The organism is Moraxella sp. TY6 (genome assembly GCF_048551375.1).
GTDB lineage: Bacteria > Pseudomonadota > Gammaproteobacteria > Pseudomonadales > Moraxellaceae > Faucicola.
Genome location: NZ_JBLYZJ010000004.1, coordinates 147,696 through 165,239 on the forward strand (window position 1 = coordinate 147,696; position 17,544 = coordinate 165,239).

The 17,544-nt window shown below is 41.9% G+C and carries 17 protein-coding genes; 13 read left to right on the forward strand and 4 right to left on the reverse strand.

All coding sequences use genetic code 11. From position 1 onward, the window contains the following. Positions 1-145: 145 nt before the first annotated feature. The 6 genes from ACK1U4_RS04550 (at position 146) to ACK1U4_RS04575 (ending at position 5,926) form a co-directional block, all read left to right on the forward strand. The gene (locus ACK1U4_RS04550; RefSeq protein WP_419400291.1) at positions 146-1,639 is read left to right on the forward strand and encodes an RNA ligase; all 1,494 of its coding nucleotides are present in this window, start codon (positions 146-148) and stop codon (positions 1,637-1,639) included. 26 nt (positions 1,640-1,665) lie between these two features. Further along, positions 1,666-2,454, forward strand: coding sequence for a hypothetical protein (locus tag ACK1U4_RS04555; RefSeq protein WP_419400290.1), 789 nt, complete (start codon positions 1,666-1,668; stop codon positions 2,452-2,454). Between the two features lie 13 nt (positions 2,455-2,467). Then, entirely contained in the window at positions 2,468-3,217 is a 750-nt protein-coding gene (locus ACK1U4_RS04560; protein WP_419400289.1) for a phosphoesterase, read from the forward strand. A 181-nt stretch (positions 3,218-3,398) separates the two neighbouring features. Next, on the forward strand, positions 3,399-4,223 hold the full coding sequence (locus tag ACK1U4_RS04565; protein WP_419400288.1) for an alpha/beta fold hydrolase: 825 nt from the start codon (positions 3,399-3,401) through the stop codon (positions 4,221-4,223). Between the two features lie 177 nt (positions 4,224-4,400). After that, positions 4,401-5,153, forward strand: coding sequence for a CPBP family intramembrane glutamic endopeptidase (locus tag ACK1U4_RS04570; protein WP_419400287.1), 753 nt, complete (start codon positions 4,401-4,403; stop codon positions 5,151-5,153). 134 nt (positions 5,154-5,287) lie between these two features. Further along, complete coding sequence (locus ACK1U4_RS04575; protein WP_419400286.1) at positions 5,288-5,926, forward strand: hypothetical protein; 639 nt, start codon at positions 5,288-5,290, stop codon at positions 5,924-5,926. A 327-nt stretch (positions 5,927-6,253) separates the two neighbouring features. On the opposite strand, the gene dusA is transcribed toward ACK1U4_RS04575, so the two are convergent. The 3 genes from dusA to ACK1U4_RS04590 all read right to left on the reverse strand — a co-directional run bounded on the left by dusA (position 6,254) and on the right by ACK1U4_RS04590 (position 10,444). After that, positions 6,254-7,231, reverse strand: coding sequence for a tRNA dihydrouridine(20/20a) synthase DusA (gene dusA / locus ACK1U4_RS04580; RefSeq protein WP_419400285.1), 978 nt, complete (start codon positions 7,229-7,231; stop codon positions 6,254-6,256). A 2-nt stretch (positions 7,232-7,233) separates the two neighbouring features. Next, positions 7,234-8,562 carry an MFS transporter gene (locus tag ACK1U4_RS04585; RefSeq protein ID WP_419400284.1) on the reverse strand — a complete coding sequence of 443 codons (1,329 nt, stop codon included), beginning with the start codon at positions 8,560-8,562 and terminating at the stop codon, positions 7,234-7,236. Positions 8,563-8,695: 133 nt separating this feature from the next. Then, a complete protein-coding gene (locus ACK1U4_RS04590; protein WP_419400283.1) occupies positions 8,696-10,444 on the reverse strand; it encodes a phospholipase D family protein in 1,749 nt (582 codons plus the stop codon). Between the two features lie 396 nt (positions 10,445-10,840). Here ACK1U4_RS04590 and ACK1U4_RS04595 point away from each other — a divergent pair, with 396 nt between their 5' ends. The 3 genes from ACK1U4_RS04595 to recR all read left to right on the forward strand — a co-directional run bounded on the left by ACK1U4_RS04595 (position 10,841) and on the right by recR (position 13,164). Then, a complete protein-coding gene (locus tag ACK1U4_RS04595; RefSeq protein WP_419400282.1) occupies positions 10,841-12,079 on the forward strand; it encodes an O-succinylhomoserine sulfhydrylase in 1,239 nt (412 codons plus the stop codon). Between the two features lie 33 nt (positions 12,080-12,112). Then, positions 12,113-12,442, forward strand: coding sequence for a YbaB/EbfC family nucleoid-associated protein (locus ACK1U4_RS04600; RefSeq protein WP_419400281.1), 330 nt, complete (start codon positions 12,113-12,115; stop codon positions 12,440-12,442). Positions 12,443-12,555: 113 nt separating this feature from the next. Then, positions 12,556-13,164: a recombination mediator RecR gene (gene recR / locus ACK1U4_RS04605; RefSeq protein WP_419400409.1), complete on the forward strand. Its 609-nt coding sequence runs from the start codon at positions 12,556-12,558 to the stop codon at positions 13,162-13,164. Positions 13,165-13,167: 3 nt separating this feature from the next. Here the strand turns inward: recR and ACK1U4_RS04610 are convergent, their stop codons facing one another. Continuing rightward, entirely contained in the window at positions 13,168-14,088 is a 921-nt protein-coding gene (locus tag ACK1U4_RS04610) for a LysR family transcriptional regulator (protein ID WP_419400280.1), read from the reverse strand. Positions 14,089-14,194: 106 nt separating this feature from the next. On the opposite strand from ACK1U4_RS04610, the gene ACK1U4_RS04615 reads away from it, so the two are divergent. The 4 genes from ACK1U4_RS04615 to ACK1U4_RS04630 all read left to right on the forward strand — a co-directional run bounded on the left by ACK1U4_RS04615 (position 14,195) and on the right by ACK1U4_RS04630 (position 17,538). Next, a complete protein-coding gene (locus tag ACK1U4_RS04615; RefSeq protein WP_419400279.1) occupies positions 14,195-15,046 on the forward strand; it encodes an NAD(P)H-binding protein in 852 nt (283 codons plus the stop codon). Between the two features lie 180 nt (positions 15,047-15,226). Beyond that, entirely contained in the window at positions 15,227-16,426 is a 1,200-nt protein-coding gene (locus ACK1U4_RS04620; RefSeq protein WP_419400278.1) for a ribonuclease D, read from the forward strand. Positions 16,427-16,698: 272 nt separating this feature from the next. Further along, positions 16,699-17,244, forward strand: coding sequence for a pantetheine-phosphate adenylyltransferase (gene coaD / locus ACK1U4_RS04625; protein ID WP_419400277.1), 546 nt, complete (start codon positions 16,699-16,701; stop codon positions 17,242-17,244). Between the two features lie 36 nt (positions 17,245-17,280). Continuing rightward, on the forward strand, positions 17,281-17,538 hold the full coding sequence (locus ACK1U4_RS04630) for a YfhL family 4Fe-4S dicluster ferredoxin (RefSeq protein ID WP_419400276.1): 258 nt from the start codon (positions 17,281-17,283) through the stop codon (positions 17,536-17,538). Positions 17,539-17,544 lie beyond the last annotated feature (6 nt).

Genomic DNA, 17,544 nt, shown 5'->3' on the forward strand with positions numbered 1-17,544 from the left:
TTCAATACGCCCCTACGGTTTTACATTTTTGGTTTGGTGTTGTTTCTAATTTAAACGATTATAAATCAATAAGTTATTCCATAAATTTTGCACGTCACAACTTTTTATCTATCAAATTTTGTGAAAAATTTGGTTAAGGACGTATATGCAAAAATTTATCTTAATCCGTGGTCATCAAGGCTCTGGCAAAACCACTTTTGCCCAACAAAAACTGGCAGAATTCGCCAACGACTATCCCAATGCCACTTGCGTACATCTCGAAAATGACAAACTTTTGACCGATGATAATGGTGTATATCGTTGGTCTGGCGACGCTGTCAATAAAGCCCAACGCCAAAATCTTACCACCTTTAAAAACCTACTCAAGCAAGGGCAACAAAACCCTAGCCAAGATATGTTGATTGTCAACTCCAACACCAATCAAAAAGGCTCGGCGTGTATTCATCTGATGCAAATGGCAAGAAAATTCGGCTTTGAGGTCGAAGTGTATCGCCTACATAACTTTTTTGACAATCATCATAACGTCAAACAAGCCGATGTGCTGACCGCCTATATCAACTTAAATAACAGCAAGTTACGAGAAGAAATCCACGTCCCTGCGACCAAGCCGATTGATGAGGTAACCCAAAAATTGGTCGATAAAATGCACACCTTTGCCAAAGGGAAATTGCCGTTTGACGAGGTGCAACAAACCTTTGTGACCGAGGATTATCTCAACTTTGCTCGTAAAAACTTTGTCAAAAAACAAAGCAAAACGTACCCAGATTTGTATGTGTTGAAGTACGCTCGCAAGGTGTTTTATGAAAACCGTTTTGACCATGCGTTGCTGGAAATGCGTGGGTTGGTGATTGATAAACACAACCAAATCATCGTGCGTCCGTTTAAAAAAGTGTTCAATTACTCCGAACGTATCGCCAAAAACAGTCCGTATCCCATCAGCATTGCCGATGATAAATTGGTCAATGCGGTGGTAAAAGTCAACGGATTTTTGGGCGTATGTACCTATGTGGACTTGGCTAAGACTGCTTTGGGCGAGAATCATCCCAGTCTTGGGGCGGATTTTGATAAACAAGTGTTGTACTCAACCACAGGCTCACTCGATAGCTCATTTGCCGAGATGACCAAAGCCCACTGCGAGCAGTACACCAGCGTGTTTCAGCAGTTTCCCAATCATACGTTTTTGTTTGAAGTCACTGACCCTAGCGATGTGCATATTATCACCGAGGATTTTGGCGAAACTTTGATTGGCGTGGTCGATGTGCAGACAGGCGAGATGTTTAGCGAGGCACGCCTTGATGAAATCGGCTTGGAATTTGGGTTAAAACGCCCTGAAACGCTTGAAAATATCGCCTTTGGCGAGTTGAAAGCCTTGCTAAAAACGGTAAAACATGAGGGTTTTATGGTGTTTGATACCGATGGGCATTTGTTGTTTAAGTTAAAATCGCCGTATTATTTGGTGTCGAAGTTTTTTGGGCGTAGTCAGGCGAAGAGTTTGGGCGGTAAGCTGAATAAGCAAAATGTGGATGAGGAATATTATCCGTTGGTGGATTATATTAAGGCGAATCAGCAGGTGTTTAATGAGCTTGATGAATTGCAAAAAATTGCCTTTGTGCAAGCATTTTTGGAAAAACTCGACTAATAATAAACATAAAAAAGGGGCAGTAAATGACTGATATTTCAATGACGTTACGGCAAGAAATTAACCGTTGTTATGATGTTTTTGGTAAATGTTTACGCCCCACACAGCCATTAAATGCCTGTACTTGCCCAATGTGTCTTGACCCAAAACTTGAGCAAGAAATGAAAACGCTACCTTTAGCACAAATAACGGCAAAGCACTTTTATCGATATAATTCTTCGCCACTAAATAAAGTGCAAAATGCCAATGAAATCAAATATTTCTTACCAAGAATGATTGAGTTATTTGTACAAGGTGAATATTTACACCACTCAACCGAATTGTATTTTGAGCGAGTGGGCAATTGTCCTGCTGATAGCTTTAGTCCAAAGGAGCAAGCGGTTTGGCAACAATTTGCCGATGCGTATTTGGATGAGATGTTAAAGGTGTATTGTTGGGAGTATTCAACGATTTATAAATGGCATAGCAGTATTTTTGATGTGTTGCTGATGTTTTATAAAGGAAATATCGATATTCAGCCGTTTTTGCAACGTTGGCGAAATACACAGACACCACAAGCCATTGTTAATTATATTCATGAAAGTTATTGGGATTTTTGGTGTGATGGTGGATACAAAAACCCATTTGCTGATGATTTGCCAAAATTTCGTGAAGTTATGGACGATTGGCTAAATGATGAAAGTAACAAGGGTTATTTTATTGAGCAAATTTTAAATTTAGATAGCCAAGTGATTGAAGAGTTTTATGCTTGGAATGGTAGATATGGCTTGGTTGAAAATTTGTTTGATTTAATGACTTATGATTTAACAGATTAAAAAGAGAATATAAATGAAAAAAACTTTCTTTACGTCAGATTTGCATTTTTCGCACCGAAATATTGCAAAATTCTGCCCCCACACCCGCCCACAGCCCACCCAAACAGGCGATATCGACACGCTCGACCGCTATATGATTGAACTGTGGAATGACACCGTTGGCGTGGATGATGATGTCTATAACTTGGGCGATTTGAGTTTTTCGCATAACCTTCGCCATATCAAAAAAGTATTGAGCCAGTTAAACGGTCGCCACCATCTGATTTTTGGTAATCATGATGACATCATCATGCAAAACGTGGATAAATTCCTTACCACCACAAAGCATGATGGACATCCCATTTTGGCTTCTGCTCAAAGTTATCTCAAGCTAAAACTTGAAGATAAGACTTTGATTTTATTTCATTATCCGATTGCCGAATGGGACGGCTGTCATAAAGGCTATTACCATCTACATGGGCATATTCATGACCGTATGGCAGAGATTGGCGGACGGATTTTGAATGCTGGCTTTGATTTGCATGGGCGGTTTTTGACCCTTGATGATGTGGTGGGGTATTTGCAGGATTTGCCGACCCTTGACCACTTTAGCGATGATAGTCCTGTGGCGGATTTGGCTGTGCCGAGTGTGTTGGCGACTTCGCCAAGCTTTGCGGTAGCAAAAGCCGATGAGCAGATTCAGCAAAACGTGGTGGATATTCAGGCATTGATAAAACAACGGTTGGATTATTTGATGTCACAGGGTAATGTATCTCAAGATTGAAAACTGGGTGTATCGACACGATAGTGAATTAAATCAGAAATGATCATTTACCATTTTGGGCGTATGCAATACGCCCCTACCAACCTGTCTTATTTCTAATGTAAACGACTATATATTTTAGCTACGCCTAATGGTAGTATTGCCAATAAACCACAATTTGAATTGACCTATGACGATTGCCATGCCCACAAAACCGCTTATCCACTTTGCCCATGCTAATGGCATTCCCTCAAAAACTTACAGCTACCTGTTTGAACTGCTAAGTGATGAGTTTGATGTGGTGTTTATTCCCCAATTGGGAACAGACCCTCGCTATCCTGTCGATAACCATTGGCAAGCGTTGACTCAGCAAGTTATTGATAGTATTAAACAAAATTTAGCCGAACGTGGGCAAAGCCAAGTAATTGGGCTAGGGCATTCGCTGGGAGCGTTATGTACCTTGCAAGCCAGCTATCGTGAACCACAATTATTTAGCCAAGTCATCACCCTTGACCCACCGCTGATTCATGGGCATTATGCGATGGCGTTGCATTGGGCAAAGCGTTTTAGCCCAAGTCTGGTCGATAGACTGACCCCAGCAGGGTTGTCAAACCGCCGCCGTGATACATGGGACAGCCGTGAGCAAGCCTACGCCCATCTACACCACAAGGCGTTTTATAAAAACTTTGATGAACGCTGTTTTGCGGATTTTATCCAGTACGGTTTGACGGATACGGCTGACGGAAAAGTGACGCTCACCATTCCCAAAGCGGCGGAAGTGGCAGTATTTCGCACCAATCCGTCATTGTTTTGGCGAAAACCCAATCATCCACCCATGATGCCTACTAAACAAATCATCGGTCACGACAGTTTATTTATGAAGCGAGGCTTTCCGCAACTGGTGAAAAAACGCATGGGCATTGATTTTGAAGTGCATAAAGGGGGGCATATGTTTCCGCTAGAACACCCTGTTAGTACGGTTAATCGCATTAAAGCTTTGATAAAGGAACGGATTTATAGTGAGTAATATTCAGAATAGTAAAGTTGTTTAAACTGGAAATAAGACAGTTTTTTAGGGGCTTATTGCATACGCCCAAAATTTCAAAGTTTCATTTCTGATTTAATTCACGATATAACGGTACATTAGACGCACCTTACCTTTGATTGATTTTTTCAAACTTACCACTTTTAAGCCATCGCCCTTATGCCAAAATTAACGTTATTGACCAATCCTCGCCTACAATTACCCACGCCTGTGTATGGCTTACCCATGACGCTGGTGTTATCCGTGCTATTACTGATTGTATTTTTAGCCAGTCAACTGATAGGTGTGGCGTTGTTTGCCTCTTGGGTTTTTCCTAACATGGCAGATTTTACCATCACTGATAAAATTCAACAGGGCAGTCATAACGGCACATTGATGGCGTGGGCGGTGGTGTTTACGTTGGTTACGGTGGCGAGTTTTATCGCTTTGATGATTCGTGCTAAACAGGCAAGTATTGGCGAATATTTGGCAATCAAAGGTTTTCGTTGGCGACAGTTTTTGGGCTTTGTGGGGCTATTGCTGTTGCTGAATGTGGCGATTAATGGCATTACTGTGTGGCTTGAACGTGAGCCGATGGCGTTTATGGATGAGCTTGCCAAGACGGCTAATCCGTTGTGGTTGTTGGTGCTTGCGATGGTGGTGTTTGCACCGATTTATGAGGAGTTGATGTTTCGTGGCTTTATGTGGACTGGGCTGGCAAGTTCCAAATTGGGCGTTTGGGGAGCGAGTATTTTGACAAGCCTTGTGTTTGCTATGATTCATGGGCAGTATGGGGCGGTGGAGCTTGGGGCGATTGTGGTGCTGGCGATGTTGTTTAGTTCGGCTCGGATTGTGTCGGGGTCGCTACTGTTGCCGATTGTGCTTCATATTATTAACAATGGTTTGGCAATGTGGCAGTATTTGGCAGGTTAATTATTTTGTTAAAAAGTGTAATTTAGCCATAATAAAATTTTAAAATAAATTATACTGTAATGTTAAGTATTAATATTTAATACAACTAATGAAAATCATCTAAAATTAGATAAATACGTTATACAAGGATTTTTATGACCACTTATACTATTACTCGTGCATTATCTCGCATTAATGCCTTAAAAGATAAACTAGCCAAATCTCGCACAAATGAGTATGTTGCCACTATCAATAGCATTAAAATTGAGAGTGCTGACGGTATGGATTTGCAAAAGAAACTACTTGCCAATGCCCAAGCAAACCGTGATATTGTCAATGAAATTTTAAAAATCAAACTGGCGGTTGAGCAGTCAAATTTGACGACACAGGTGGTAATTAATGGGAAGAATTACAGTGTTCGTGAAGCGATTGAATTAAAGTATTTATATCAAACTTATCTTAAAGATATTGCTTCAATCATGCAAAACCAATTGCATAAAGCCAAAGATAAACAAAATAAAGCCAATCAAGAAATTGAGAAAGCCCAAGAAGAAACTATCAAAACTTTATCAAATGCAGGCGTGGAATTGACCCAAACACAAATTGATGAGCGGGTAAAATCCTCAATTGAAACCGTGCGTTTGACCAAAGAATTAACCATCTTATCTTTTGACCCTAGCCAAACCGCTGATAAATCAGTAGAGTTTTATGAACAAATGGTAACTAGCTTTTTAGAAGAAGTGGATTATGTGCTAAGTGAAAGTAATGCCGTAACCACGATTAATTTTGATTAAGTGTTTTTAGCGTTTTTTACCACAAATCCCAACCGAATAACTTGTAATTAACTTGATTTGAATTTAAGAATAGCCTTTTAAGCTATCATCTTATATTACTAAGGACAGTGAACCGTTGAAGTACGCACTGTATAGGTATATAACCGTGGCTAAAAGTTCAAAGCTAAAAATTTAAAGTTCAAAGTTTAACGCATTAAAGTTTAGCATTAAAAGCCAAAAGTTGATAAAATCCTAGAAAAATGGTTAATGGGTAGCAAGTTAAACCCAAAGTTTCCACTAGGCTGGTTTGGTGGTTTGTGGTAATTTTTTATCTGTTGTTATCAATAGTCAATTCATCTCTAATACCGCTTCCCCTGCCTTTTTGACTTGCTCAATCGAAATCGACTTCTGCCCACTCATCGCCTGTCGCCATTGCCGACTACCTGCCAACCCATGAAATAGCCCCAAATAATGACGCATCACCAACGTCAACGGCACACCCTCCGCCTCAAAACTTGCCAATAAGTCCAATAATTCTACAAAAATCTGCTCACGAGTTTTCGGCACTTCACCCCATAACGCCAAACTTTCTGCCAAAATATACGGATTATGATACGCCTCACGCCCTATCATCACACCATCCACAAATTGCAAATGGCTTTGGATTTGCTCAAGTGTGGTAATACCGCCATTAATTTCGACAAAAATATCGCTAAATTCTTGTTTCAGTCGATATACGTCCTCATAGCGAAGTGGGGGGATTTCACGGTTTTGCTTAGGACTTAAACCCTGTAACCAAGCGGTGCGAGCATGGACGATGACATGACGACAGCCAGCCTCGACCACCGCCCCCACAAAGTCACGCATAAATTCATAACTGTCAAAATTATCAATACCAATACGGTGCTTCACCGTCACAGGCACATCCACCGCCTCACGCATGGCTGTGACACACTCACCAACCAATGCAGGCTCTGCCATCAGGCACGCACCGATTTTATAATGTTGCACACGGTCAGACGGACAGCCGACATTAAGATTAATTTCATCATAGCCGTAGTCTTGTCCGATTTTGGCACATTGGGCAAGCTCACTGGGGTTAGCACCGCCCAGTTGCAGTACGATGGGGTGTTCGTTGGGATAGTATTTTAACTGATAATCAGTATCGCCTTGCAAAATCGCTGACGTACTAATCATCTCCGTATACAGGTAGGTGTGCGGATTAAATAGCCTTGCAAAGGTACAATAATGACGTGTCGACCAGTCAATCATGGGGGCGGTAGACAGGCGTTTATTACGCATGATAGTAGAGGTAAGGATAGACATTATTAAACCATTTCAGTGTGATGGGGTTTTTCTTCTATGCGGTATAAACCATGTAAATTGGTCAAAAACAATCCCATAATCACACCCAAAATACATAAAAAAACTAAATATAGCACAGGAATAGATGAGATGTTACTAGAGAAATTTAATAATAATATCGGCGTAATTGCACCTGTAATCGCATATGCTACATTATAACTAAAGGCCATCCCACTCATGCGAACATTCGCTGGCAATAGTCGCACACACATACTAGGCACGATACCAATGATACCTGAGCAGAATCCCAAAATTGCATAGCCTAACATTAACAATTCATGGGTATTTTTAATAATGGTATAAAATAGGAGGGTTGCCAATGCTAATGTAATACAACCAATCGAAAATACCTTACCAGAATTAAAACGATCTGCCAAATAGCCATACATTAATGCCCCAAGACTAGCAAATAATAGTCCAATACCATTGGCAATCATAATCCAATTAATATCAATTTCAAACATCTGTATGCTAAATGCAGGCATTAATAGATAAACAATCAAAAATACACTAGAAACGAACCAAGATAACCCAAAGGTCATGGTTAAGCCATAACGATGATGATGAAAAGCGTGAAGCAGTGGTAAACGAGGAATCAACTGATTTTTGGCTTGGGCATATAAAAAAATCGGTGTTTCAGATAAACGGTATCGCATGATAATAGCGAATAGGGTGAATACACCACCTAAAATAAAGGGGATTCGCCAGCCATAGCTCATCATTTGATTAGGTGTTAGGCTATTCGCAAGTAAACTGCTCATAATATTGGCTAATAATACAGATAAAATTTGCACCGCAATCAACGTACCGCAGACTGCTCCAATCTGTCGCCCTGGCATATGCTCTGCCAAATAGCTCCATGATGCAGGTACTTCAGCTCCCATGCCAAGCCCTTGAGCAAAACGTAATGCCATTAATAGCAAAGGGGCAAATATACCAATTTGGGCATAGCTTGGTAACACGCCAATACACAGAGTCGACAAAGCTACTAGGAATAAACTGAATAATAACACGGGCTTACGTCCATGACGGTCACCAATATCCGCCAAAATCTGCCCACCTAATGGGCGAGAAACATAACCAACTAACACTAACACTAAAAAACTAAAGGCTTGCATCTCTTTAGACACAGTGGGAGAAAACAAACTTTCTAAAATAGCATCTTTAAAGAAAAAATAAATCACAAAATCAAAGCAAGTAAAAAATGCCCCAAACACCGTTAGTTTGATAATGGTTCTTTCATGCGAATTGAGATAACGTAGTTCTTCAGAGGCAGGATTAAAAAAAGGCATGATGTCTCACTTACTTGCCGTTGTAGAGGTTAACTTCCTCTTTATATTATAAAAAATAGCATACTATAAATAAAACTTTACGAAAAAGGAGGGTTACAATGTTTGATTTTTGTTAATTATTGAGTTTTTTTAATTACAGTAACCAATCAATCGGTAAGCCAGCAAATACTTTAATCCATAACGCATTTAGACGTGATATTCGGGGTTCTTTGGTTTTTGTTTGAAGCGTTGGGTTAGATTGTGAGGCAGAAGGACTGGGATACGTATGCCAATTCAGATGTTGGTTATCGGTGAGCGATAAGCGATAACTGATTTTTAACAAATCATCGTCAAAAGCTCGATGCACCGCATTCGCCAATACAGGGTCGGCAATCACCACACCAAGCTCGGTATTGATATTGGCAGAGCGTGGGTCAACATTATATGAGCCGATAAAGGTATATTTATCATCCACCGCAAAGGCTTTGGTATGCAGGCTGGTATTGCCTGTATCACGGGTGAAATTCCGCTTCTTTTCCCTAAAGTCTGGATTAGCATCGGATTTTAATTCGTATAAATCAATCCCAGATTTGAGTAAAGCGGGTCTTGACTCACTATAACCTGCATGCACAATAGGCACATCCGTGGCATCAAATGAATTGGTCAAAATACGGATTTTCACCCCATCGTTTGCCAGTTGTTGCAACTGAGCCACGCCTAATGGACTGGGAACAAAATACGAGGAAATAATGCTAAATTCGTGTTTGGGCGTGCCTAATTTCGTGCGTAATTGGTTGACCAAACGGCTAGATTTGACATCTTGATTACGCAGTTTTTTGACATCATCGGCAAAAAAATAGATGGGTTGCCAACGAAAATTTACTTTTTTATGCAGTAACTTTTGGTCAATTACTGCACCATTAGTGACTCGGTACAGTTGCGAACTATTGACCAGTTGGCTACCGTAATTGGGAGCAAGTTTATTGAGTTGACGTAAAAACGCACTGCGGATGGGCGATACAGGCTCATTGGGGTCAATCGGCTTAACCAAATTTTCGATATCATACGCCAATTCACTTTGCCAATATTGCTCAAAACTCGCCTCAACATCGCCCACCATCTTGCCTGCCAATAATACGTCAAGGTCGGCAAACTCGTTATCAGTATCGTTTCTCAAATACTCATCACCAATATTGCGACCGCCAATGATGGATAATTGATGGTCAAAGGTCATGCTTTTATTGTGCATGCGGTGTTGGTAACGTGGTAATGCCAACACAAAATTGGCAGGCGTGAACGAGCGAACCGCTTTGGGATTTATCAATCGCACTTGAATGTTGGGATGACTGGCAAATGCCAGTAGTTGTTGGTCAAGGGCAGGGTTGGTGTTCAAGTCATCGAGCAATAACCGTACCTTCACCCCACGATTGGCAGAGTCGTATAAATCCTTGAGTAATAACTGCCCAGAGGCATCGTTATGCCAAATATAATATTGAATATCAATGCTTTGGGTCGCCATTTGGCTCAAAATACTGCGTGAGGCAAACGCATCCGTGCTATCCAGTAGCGGATAATAACCTGATAACGTTTTTGGATTGGGATTATTGCTACGGCTGATACGCTCAATCAAATCAGTTTTTATCGGTTGGAAAATGGCTTTATTGCCAGTTAAATTGCCAGTTGAATTGTTAGCTAAATGGGCGTTAGCCGTTGCTGAATGAACAGTCGTCATCGGTTGGGCGTGGCTAAAACGAGGATTGGGCGGTAGGCTTTGACAGGCAGTCAACCACAGGGCTAAACATAGCAATATTAGGCTAACAGACAATCGTTTACCTTGAGCTTGCCGAAGGGTCGTGATTTGCCTTATTTGAAATAACCAAGGATAAAGGGAAAACGCTGTCATGCCTTGAAAGTCCGTGAAATGATTTTTATGTTTTAACGTCCAATTTTAGCATATTTTAGCCAAATTAAACCTAAGAACCTGTATTCACAACATCACGTTCATAAAGTTAAGCATAATTAATAGTTTTTTGTTTATACTTTTGCATGAAAAATGGCTAAATCTTGCTTTTCTGCGTTAAAAACCTGTCTGATAGAATGACTATCATCCAAGCTTTTGCCTTGAAAAGCTGGCGATTTATCACATTTTTCAACGCAAAGACGTTATGAATACAGGTTCTAATATTTGGACTTTAAAAATAACCTTATGCCAATTTGGGTCAATCAAAACCCATGTCACTGTGTTATCATGGAGGGACTTATCAAATTTTTAGAAATAATAGCTTGTAGTAGGTAACCCATGCCCCAATTCGACCCCAATTTTACCAATGATTATCTTGACCTTACCCAAGGCTACACCGACCAAACCCTTGCCGTGCGTGCAGGCTACCACCGCACTGATGAGGGCGAGCATAACGAGGCGATTTTTGCCACCAGTTCCTACGTTTATAAAAATGCCAAAGACGCTGCCGACCACTTTAACGGCACGACTTTTGGCAATGTGTATTCTCGCCATACCAACCCTACTGTGCGAGCGTTTGAAAGACGGCTTGCGGTGCTAGAAGGTGGTGAGCGTTGCGTGGCGACTGCCTCTGGTATGGGGGCGATTTTGACCATGTGTTTGGCATTTCTTAAGGCAGGCGACCATCTGCTCTGTGCCAAACAGCTTTTTGGCTCATCGGTAGCGTTGTTTGATACTTATTTTAAACCACTGGGTATTGAAGTCAGCTATGTCGATTGTTTTGATAACACGGCGTGGCAAAATGCCATTCAGACGAATACTAAAGTTTTATATTGTGAAAGTCCAAGCAATCCATTGGCTCAATTAGCAGATATTAGCTTTTTGGCACAGCTTGCCCATCAGCATGGGGCGTTGTTGGCAGTGGATAACTGCTTTGCCACCCCTGCGATTCAAAAGCCGTTGACATTGGGGGCGGATATCGTGATTCATTCCGCCAGTAAATACATTGACGGACAAGGGCGGATGTTGGGCGGTGCGTTGGTCGGCAACAATGAATTGATGGAAAAAGCCTTTACCGTGATTCGCACAGGGGGCATTAGCCTATCGCCATTTAATGCGTGGGTGCTACTAAAAGGGCTAGAAACCTTGAGCCTACGTATGAAAGCCCATTGCGAAAATGCCAATCAAGTCGCCGAATTTTTGGCAAATCATCCAAAAGTTAGGCGAGTGTATTTTTCGGGTTTGGCGGATAATCCGCAACATGAGCTTGCAAAACGCCAACATACCGACCTCAAAAATGTACAAGGCGGAAGTTTTGGGGCGATTATCGGCTTTGAAGTTGCCAATCAAGCCGAGGCATGGCACGTTATTGACAATACTCGGCTGATTTCGATTACTAATAACTTAGGCGATGCCAAAAGCACGATTACCCACCCAGCCACGACCACGCATTTTCGCATGACGGCAGAGGCGAGGGCAGAGGCAGGTGTCAATGATGGCTTGATTCGGTTGTCGGTGGGGCTAGAAGATGTTGATGACATCATCAATGATTTAAAAAATGGGTTGGATAGTTTATAATAAACTGACGTTAAACTTAAAAAAGGAAAAAACATGAACATTCAAGCCCTCATGCAACAAGCCCAAATGATGCAAAAACAAGTCGAACAAAATGTCGAAAAAACCAAAAAAGACTTGGCAAATAAAGAAGTGTATGCCGAAGCAGGTAATGGCTTGGTAAAAGTTACCATGTCTGGTCGCCGTGTGGTCAAACGTATCTCAATCGACCCATCACTACTACAAGACGAAGCTGATATGGTCGAAGACTTAATCGCTGCCGCTGTCAATGATGCCGTGCGTCAAGCCGATGAACTATACGAAACTGAAATGGCAAAATCAACCAGTGGCATGGGCTTACCACCAAGCATGCAAGGCTTGTTCTAAGCGTTGAAAGGTTGATTCTAGTCTTACCATAACCCATTTTGGTAGGGGCGTATTGCATACGCCCTTATTTTTATGTGAAAAACAGTTTTTATGTGCAAAATAGAGCCACCACCATGCTGACCCCAAAATTTGACGAATTGGTCAAACAACTCAAAGTCCTACCCAGTGTCGGCAACAAAACCGCCCAACGTATGGCACTGCATCTACTCACCTACAAACGCCAACAAGGGCAACAACTTGCCGAAGCCTTGATGACGGCGATGCTTGAGATTAAGCAATGCCAAATCTGCCGAGGATTATCGGATGATGATATCTGCCCGATTTGTAGCGACCCACGCCGTAATGATAGCGTGCTGTGCATTGTCGAAACCGCTTCGGATATGATGGCGATTGAGCAGACTGCCAGTTTTAATGGTAAATATTTTGTGCTAGGTGGACATCTGTCGCCGATTGATGGGATTGGGGCGGAGCAGTTGGGCATTGGGCAATTGGTGGGGCTGTTAAAGCGTCATCACGAGGCAGGCGAGCCTGTGGCAGAGGTGATTTTGGCGACTTCGACCACGGTTGAGGGGCAGACCACGGCTCATTTTGTCAGTGAGGCAGTCAAGCCGTATGTGGGGAGTATCACTCGGATTGCTCAAGGGATACCGATGGGGGGCGAGATTGAGTATCTTGATAGCATGACGTTGGGGCAAGCTTTGCAAAATCGTGGACGACTGTAATTTTTACAATTCTTTTATAAGTAGATGATGTGTAGGGTATTTTGTACCTTTTAAAAATTCTATGAAAGCCTTCACCACAGCCGATTGATGACGGTGTGACAGATATAACGCATAAGTGGTATAAATATCCACTGATGGAAAATCCGCCAAAATCGGCACAACTTCACCTTTTTCAATCAAATCTTTGGCGGTATATGCTGAAATAAAACATACCGCTCGCCCTGTTTTAGCAAGATGCAAAATCGCTGAATTATCATTGGATAACAACACGCATGGCACATCCAGCGACTGGTTTTTACCCTGCTTATTTTGCCATGTAAAACCAATGCTTTTTTGCCCCAAACGTCCAAAACTGGCACAAGGCATGGTCAGTAAATCTTGCGGGGTTTTGGGTTCACCAAACTTTGCCACAAAGTTTGTGCTTGCCACCCACGCCCCACCCATCGCCATCAAAGGCATGGCAATGACATTATCCGTCTGCAAATCCCCTGTACGAAACGCAATATCAATCCCATCTGCTACCAAATCCACCACACGCTCGGTGGCTTGTACATAGACTTGTACATCTGGGAATTGATTTTGAAACGCTGTCAGCAAATTCCAAATATGGTCAGCCCCAATGATGGTCGAAATCCGCAAAACACCGTTTAACGTCTGTTTATCGGTTTGCAAATTACGCTCAGTATGGAGTAGATTATCAATATCCAAATATACTTGCTCATAAAACTGTTGCCCTTGGGCGGTGGGTTTTACCCCTGTTTTGTGGCGGTCGAACAGTTGGATATTTAAGGATTGTTCCAAGAGTTTGATTTGTCGACTGATAGTGGCAATCGGTACATTTAGCTCATTGCTCGCCTTTGATAAACTGCCTGCTTGCACGGTGGCGACAAATAAGCGGACGGCGTTTAAGTCCATATTTGACATTTATGATTCTCATATTTGGAAAATATATTCCCATTTTACGCTATTAATTTTTATTTTTCAAAGGTATAAAATAGCTTCATCATTTAAACAAACAAGGTAATTAATTATGAACATCATGGTAACAGGTGCAAACGGCGGTTACGGCAAATTGGCATTACAACATTTGTTAAAACTTGCCCCCAAAGAAGTCAAATTATTCGCATTGGTGCGTAAAGAAGAATATGCGAGCCAGTGGCGTGAACAAGGCGTGGAAGTTCGTATTGGTGATTATGCCGATTTCGATTCAATGGTAAAAACCTTGCAAGGCATTGACCGCTTATTGTTCGTGTCCGTACCGACACCGAATGTTCAACAAAACGTGGTCGAATCTGCCAAAATCAATGGCGTAAAATTCATCGCTTACACCAGTATTTTTGGCGTGGACGGTGAAAAAGGTGGGCTAGAAATCAATCATAAACAAACCGAACAATGGATTAAAGCGTCAGGCATTGCCCATACTTTTTTACGCAATAACTGGTATTTTGAAGTGCATGAAGAATTGGCAAAACTCGCCCATAGAACTGGCAAGTTGTACCATTACGCAGGCGATAAGCTGATTTCTGGGGCGTTAAAAACCGATTATGCCGAAGTTGGGGCAAAGGTGATTTTGGGCGAATCTAACCGTGAAATCATCAATTTAACAGGTAAGCCTTATACTTATGCCGAATTTGGTCAAGCATTAAGCGAAGTCTATAATCAACCGCTTGATATTCAAACCATGAGCCGTGAAGCGGTGGAACAATGGCTTGATGATGAACAAGTACAAGGTTTGCCACGCTTTATTGTGACGACTTATCAAAACATTACAGCTAAAGGAAATAATGGCGAAGATGAGGCTGAACCTGCTGAATTTGAAGAAATTTTGGGTCGGAAATTGCCGAGTTTGGCGGATGCGATGCGTCAAGTTTTGCTTGGGTGATAAGTGATTGTTTTAGATGTCGTTTGCCAACATGAAGGTAAAACGGCATTTTTTTATGTTAAGTTTTTCTCAGTCTTGAAACCTAGCCATTCTATATAATGCGTAAGTCCTAAATAAGTAAAAATGCGTGTAACATTTCCAAATTTGACATACAATAAACAAAAAAATTTTGGAAATAAAATGCTCACCCAACAACCCTTATCACCGCCCCAATTACAAGCCCTCAAAGATTTACCTGTCAAATGGGTCAAAACCCAAGACGATTTATTCGCCTTATTGGACGAAATCGAAAGCGTTGACACCATCACCCTTGATACCGAGTTTATTAAACGAGATACCTTTTTTCCCATTCTCGCCCTTATCCAAATCAACACAGGCAACGCCATCTACTTACTTGATGCACCCAAACTCTACCTTGAGGAATTTTGGGAAGTCATCGCCGATGTACCAATGATGGTGCTACACGCCTGCGGTGAGGATTTGGGGATTTATTATTTACTATCAAACCTGCCTGCCTTGACCAATGTCTTTGACACCCAAATCGGCTTAGGGTTTTTGACAGGTGAGGGGTCGCTTGGCTACCAAAAATCGCTCAATCAAACCCTTGATATTCATGTCGATAAAGGCGAAAGTCAATCCGACTGGTTACAACGCCCCTTGACCCACGAGCAAGAGCAATACGCCATTGATGATGTGCGGTATTTACTACCCATGTTTGATGAAATCAAACGCCAGTTACAAGCCCAAAATCTTTGGGAGTTGGCGGTGGAAGATTGCCAAAGCTATACCCAAGAGCTGTATGCCCATTTTGTCACACCTGATGATGAACAATATCTGAATGTGGCGGATTTTCGGGATACGCCAGAGCAGTTAGCCATGTTGCAGGTGCTGTGTGAATGGCGTGAGCAGTTGGCAAAGTCGATTAATCGCCCACGCACGCAGATTTTGCGTCCGCAAGCCTTGCGTGAGATTATCGAAAAACCACCACATAGCATGAAGCAACTGGGTTTTACCTCGACCAAGCCCAATGTCATTCGGATGTATGGGCAAGAGATTTTAAGCCTAATTGATGGGGTGCGAAAAGCCGAGCCAAGCAGTTATCCGCCTGTGTTGCCGTTACCGTATCGTAGCCTATCCGATTCGGTGCAAAATCAGCTACAACAAGCGACCAATGCCAAAGCGGAAATATTGGGCATTGGCGAAAATATTTTAATCCGTAAAAAATGGCTGTCCGAGCTGTATGCCTATAGCCTTGATAATGCGTATCCATTACCAAAGTATCTGATGGGCTGGCGGTATGAATGGGTCGTGGCAGAGCTTGTGCCGATTTTGGTGCAAGTGATTGATAAAAACCAAGAAATCAGTGAAGATGAGTCATAGAGCCATTAGACATCTTGCCAAACTATTTTAGGACTTACGCATTTAACCAAATCGTAGGTTGGGTAGAGCTTGCGATACCCAACAATTTCAATGGTTTATGTTGGGTGTCATGCTTCCACCCAACCTACAAATGGCATTTTTGCGTAAGTCCTATATTTAATAGCGTGGGGTAGCCAAGCGTTACCCACGATATATTGCGTGAAAAACTAGATATGGAAAGCGTTTTACTATATCATTTTAATAATCTTCTTATTTCAAATGAGCCGATAGCCATGTCATTGACCCCAGCGACTCCTACTGACCAACCCCATACCCATGCGACTTATACCAAAATTCTGTACCCCGGTACATTTGACCCCATCACTCGTGGACATTTGGATTTAATCAAACGTGCGTGCCGATTATTTGATGAAGTCGTGGTGGCGGTGGCACTTGGGCATCATAAAAAACCCTTATTTACGTTAGAAGAACGCATTCATTTGGTCGAGGCATCGACTCAAGCTCAAGGCTTGACGAATTTGACAGTGATAGGTTTTGAGGGATTATTGGTAGATTTGGCAAAAACCCATCAAGCCACAGGCGTGTTACGTGGCTTGCGTGCGATGTCCGATTTTGAGTATGAATTTCAGCTTGCCAATATTAATCGAGAGCTTGACCCCAATTTTGAAGCGGTATTTTTGACCCCTTCACAACAATACTCATTTATTTCATCGACTTTAGTCCGAGAAATTGCCAAGCTTGATGGTGATGTGACCAAGTTTGTACCGCATTGTGTGTTAGAAGCATTTGAGCAAAAACGCCAAAATGGTTGGCAATAAGTGGTAAAATAGGTTTTTTTGACTTGTTAAAATATTATGGCATTAAAAATTACTGACGAATGTATCAATTGCGATGTGTGCGAGCCGTTGTGTCCCAATGAGGCGATTTATGTGGGTGAGTTGATTTATGAAATTGACCCCAGTTTATGCACGGAATGCGTGGGGCATTTTGATGAACCGCAATGTTCGCTATTTTGCCCTGTGCCTGATTGTATTCCCAAAGACCCCAATCATGCCGAAACACAAGATGAATTGATGGCGAAGTTTGAGCGGTTAATAGGTAAGCAAAACTAAGACTAA

Bases quoted from the DNA above. Each gene is read 5' to 3' on its own strand.
- ACK1U4_RS04550 (WP_419400291.1), top strand. From the start codon at position 146: ATGCAAAAATTTATCTTAATCCGTGGTCATCAAGGCTCTGGCAAAACC.
- ACK1U4_RS04555 (WP_419400290.1), top strand. From the start codon at position 1,666: ATGACTGATATTTCAATGACGTTACGGCAAGAAATTAACCGTTGTTAT.
- ACK1U4_RS04560 (WP_419400289.1), top strand. From the start codon at position 2,468: ATGAAAAAAACTTTCTTTACGTCAGATTTGCATTTTTCGCACCGAAAT.
- ACK1U4_RS04565 (WP_419400288.1), top strand. From the start codon at position 3,399: ATGCCCACAAAACCGCTTATCCACTTTGCCCATGCTAATGGCATTCCC.
- ACK1U4_RS04570 (WP_419400287.1), top strand. From the start codon at position 4,401: ATGCCAAAATTAACGTTATTGACCAATCCTCGCCTACAATTACCCACG.
- ACK1U4_RS04575 (WP_419400286.1), top strand. From the start codon at position 5,288: ATGACCACTTATACTATTACTCGTGCATTATCTCGCATTAATGCCTTA.
- dusA (WP_419400285.1), bottom strand. From the start codon at position 7,231: ATGTCTATCCTTACCTCTACTATCATGCGTAATAAACGCCTGTCTACC.
- ACK1U4_RS04585 (WP_419400284.1), bottom strand. From the start codon at position 8,562: ATGCCTTTTTTTAATCCTGCCTCTGAAGAACTACGTTATCTCAATTCG.
- ACK1U4_RS04590 (WP_419400283.1), bottom strand. From the start codon at position 10,444: ATGACAGCGTTTTCCCTTTATCCTTGGTTATTTCAAATAAGGCAAATC.
- ACK1U4_RS04595 (WP_419400282.1), top strand. From the start codon at position 10,841: ATGCCCCAATTCGACCCCAATTTTACCAATGATTATCTTGACCTTACC.
- ACK1U4_RS04600 (WP_419400281.1), top strand. From the start codon at position 12,113: ATGAACATTCAAGCCCTCATGCAACAAGCCCAAATGATGCAAAAACAA.
- recR (WP_419400409.1), top strand. From the start codon at position 12,556: ATGCTGACCCCAAAATTTGACGAATTGGTCAAACAACTCAAAGTCCTA.
- ACK1U4_RS04610 (WP_419400280.1), bottom strand. From the start codon at position 14,088: ATGTCAAATATGGACTTAAACGCCGTCCGCTTATTTGTCGCCACCGTG.
- ACK1U4_RS04615 (WP_419400279.1), top strand. From the start codon at position 14,195: ATGAACATCATGGTAACAGGTGCAAACGGCGGTTACGGCAAATTGGCA.
- ACK1U4_RS04620 (WP_419400278.1), top strand. From the start codon at position 15,227: ATGCTCACCCAACAACCCTTATCACCGCCCCAATTACAAGCCCTCAAA.
- coaD (WP_419400277.1), top strand. From the start codon at position 16,699: ATGTCATTGACCCCAGCGACTCCTACTGACCAACCCCATACCCATGCG.
- ACK1U4_RS04630 (WP_419400276.1), top strand. From the start codon at position 17,281: ATGGCATTAAAAATTACTGACGAATGTATCAATTGCGATGTGTGCGAG.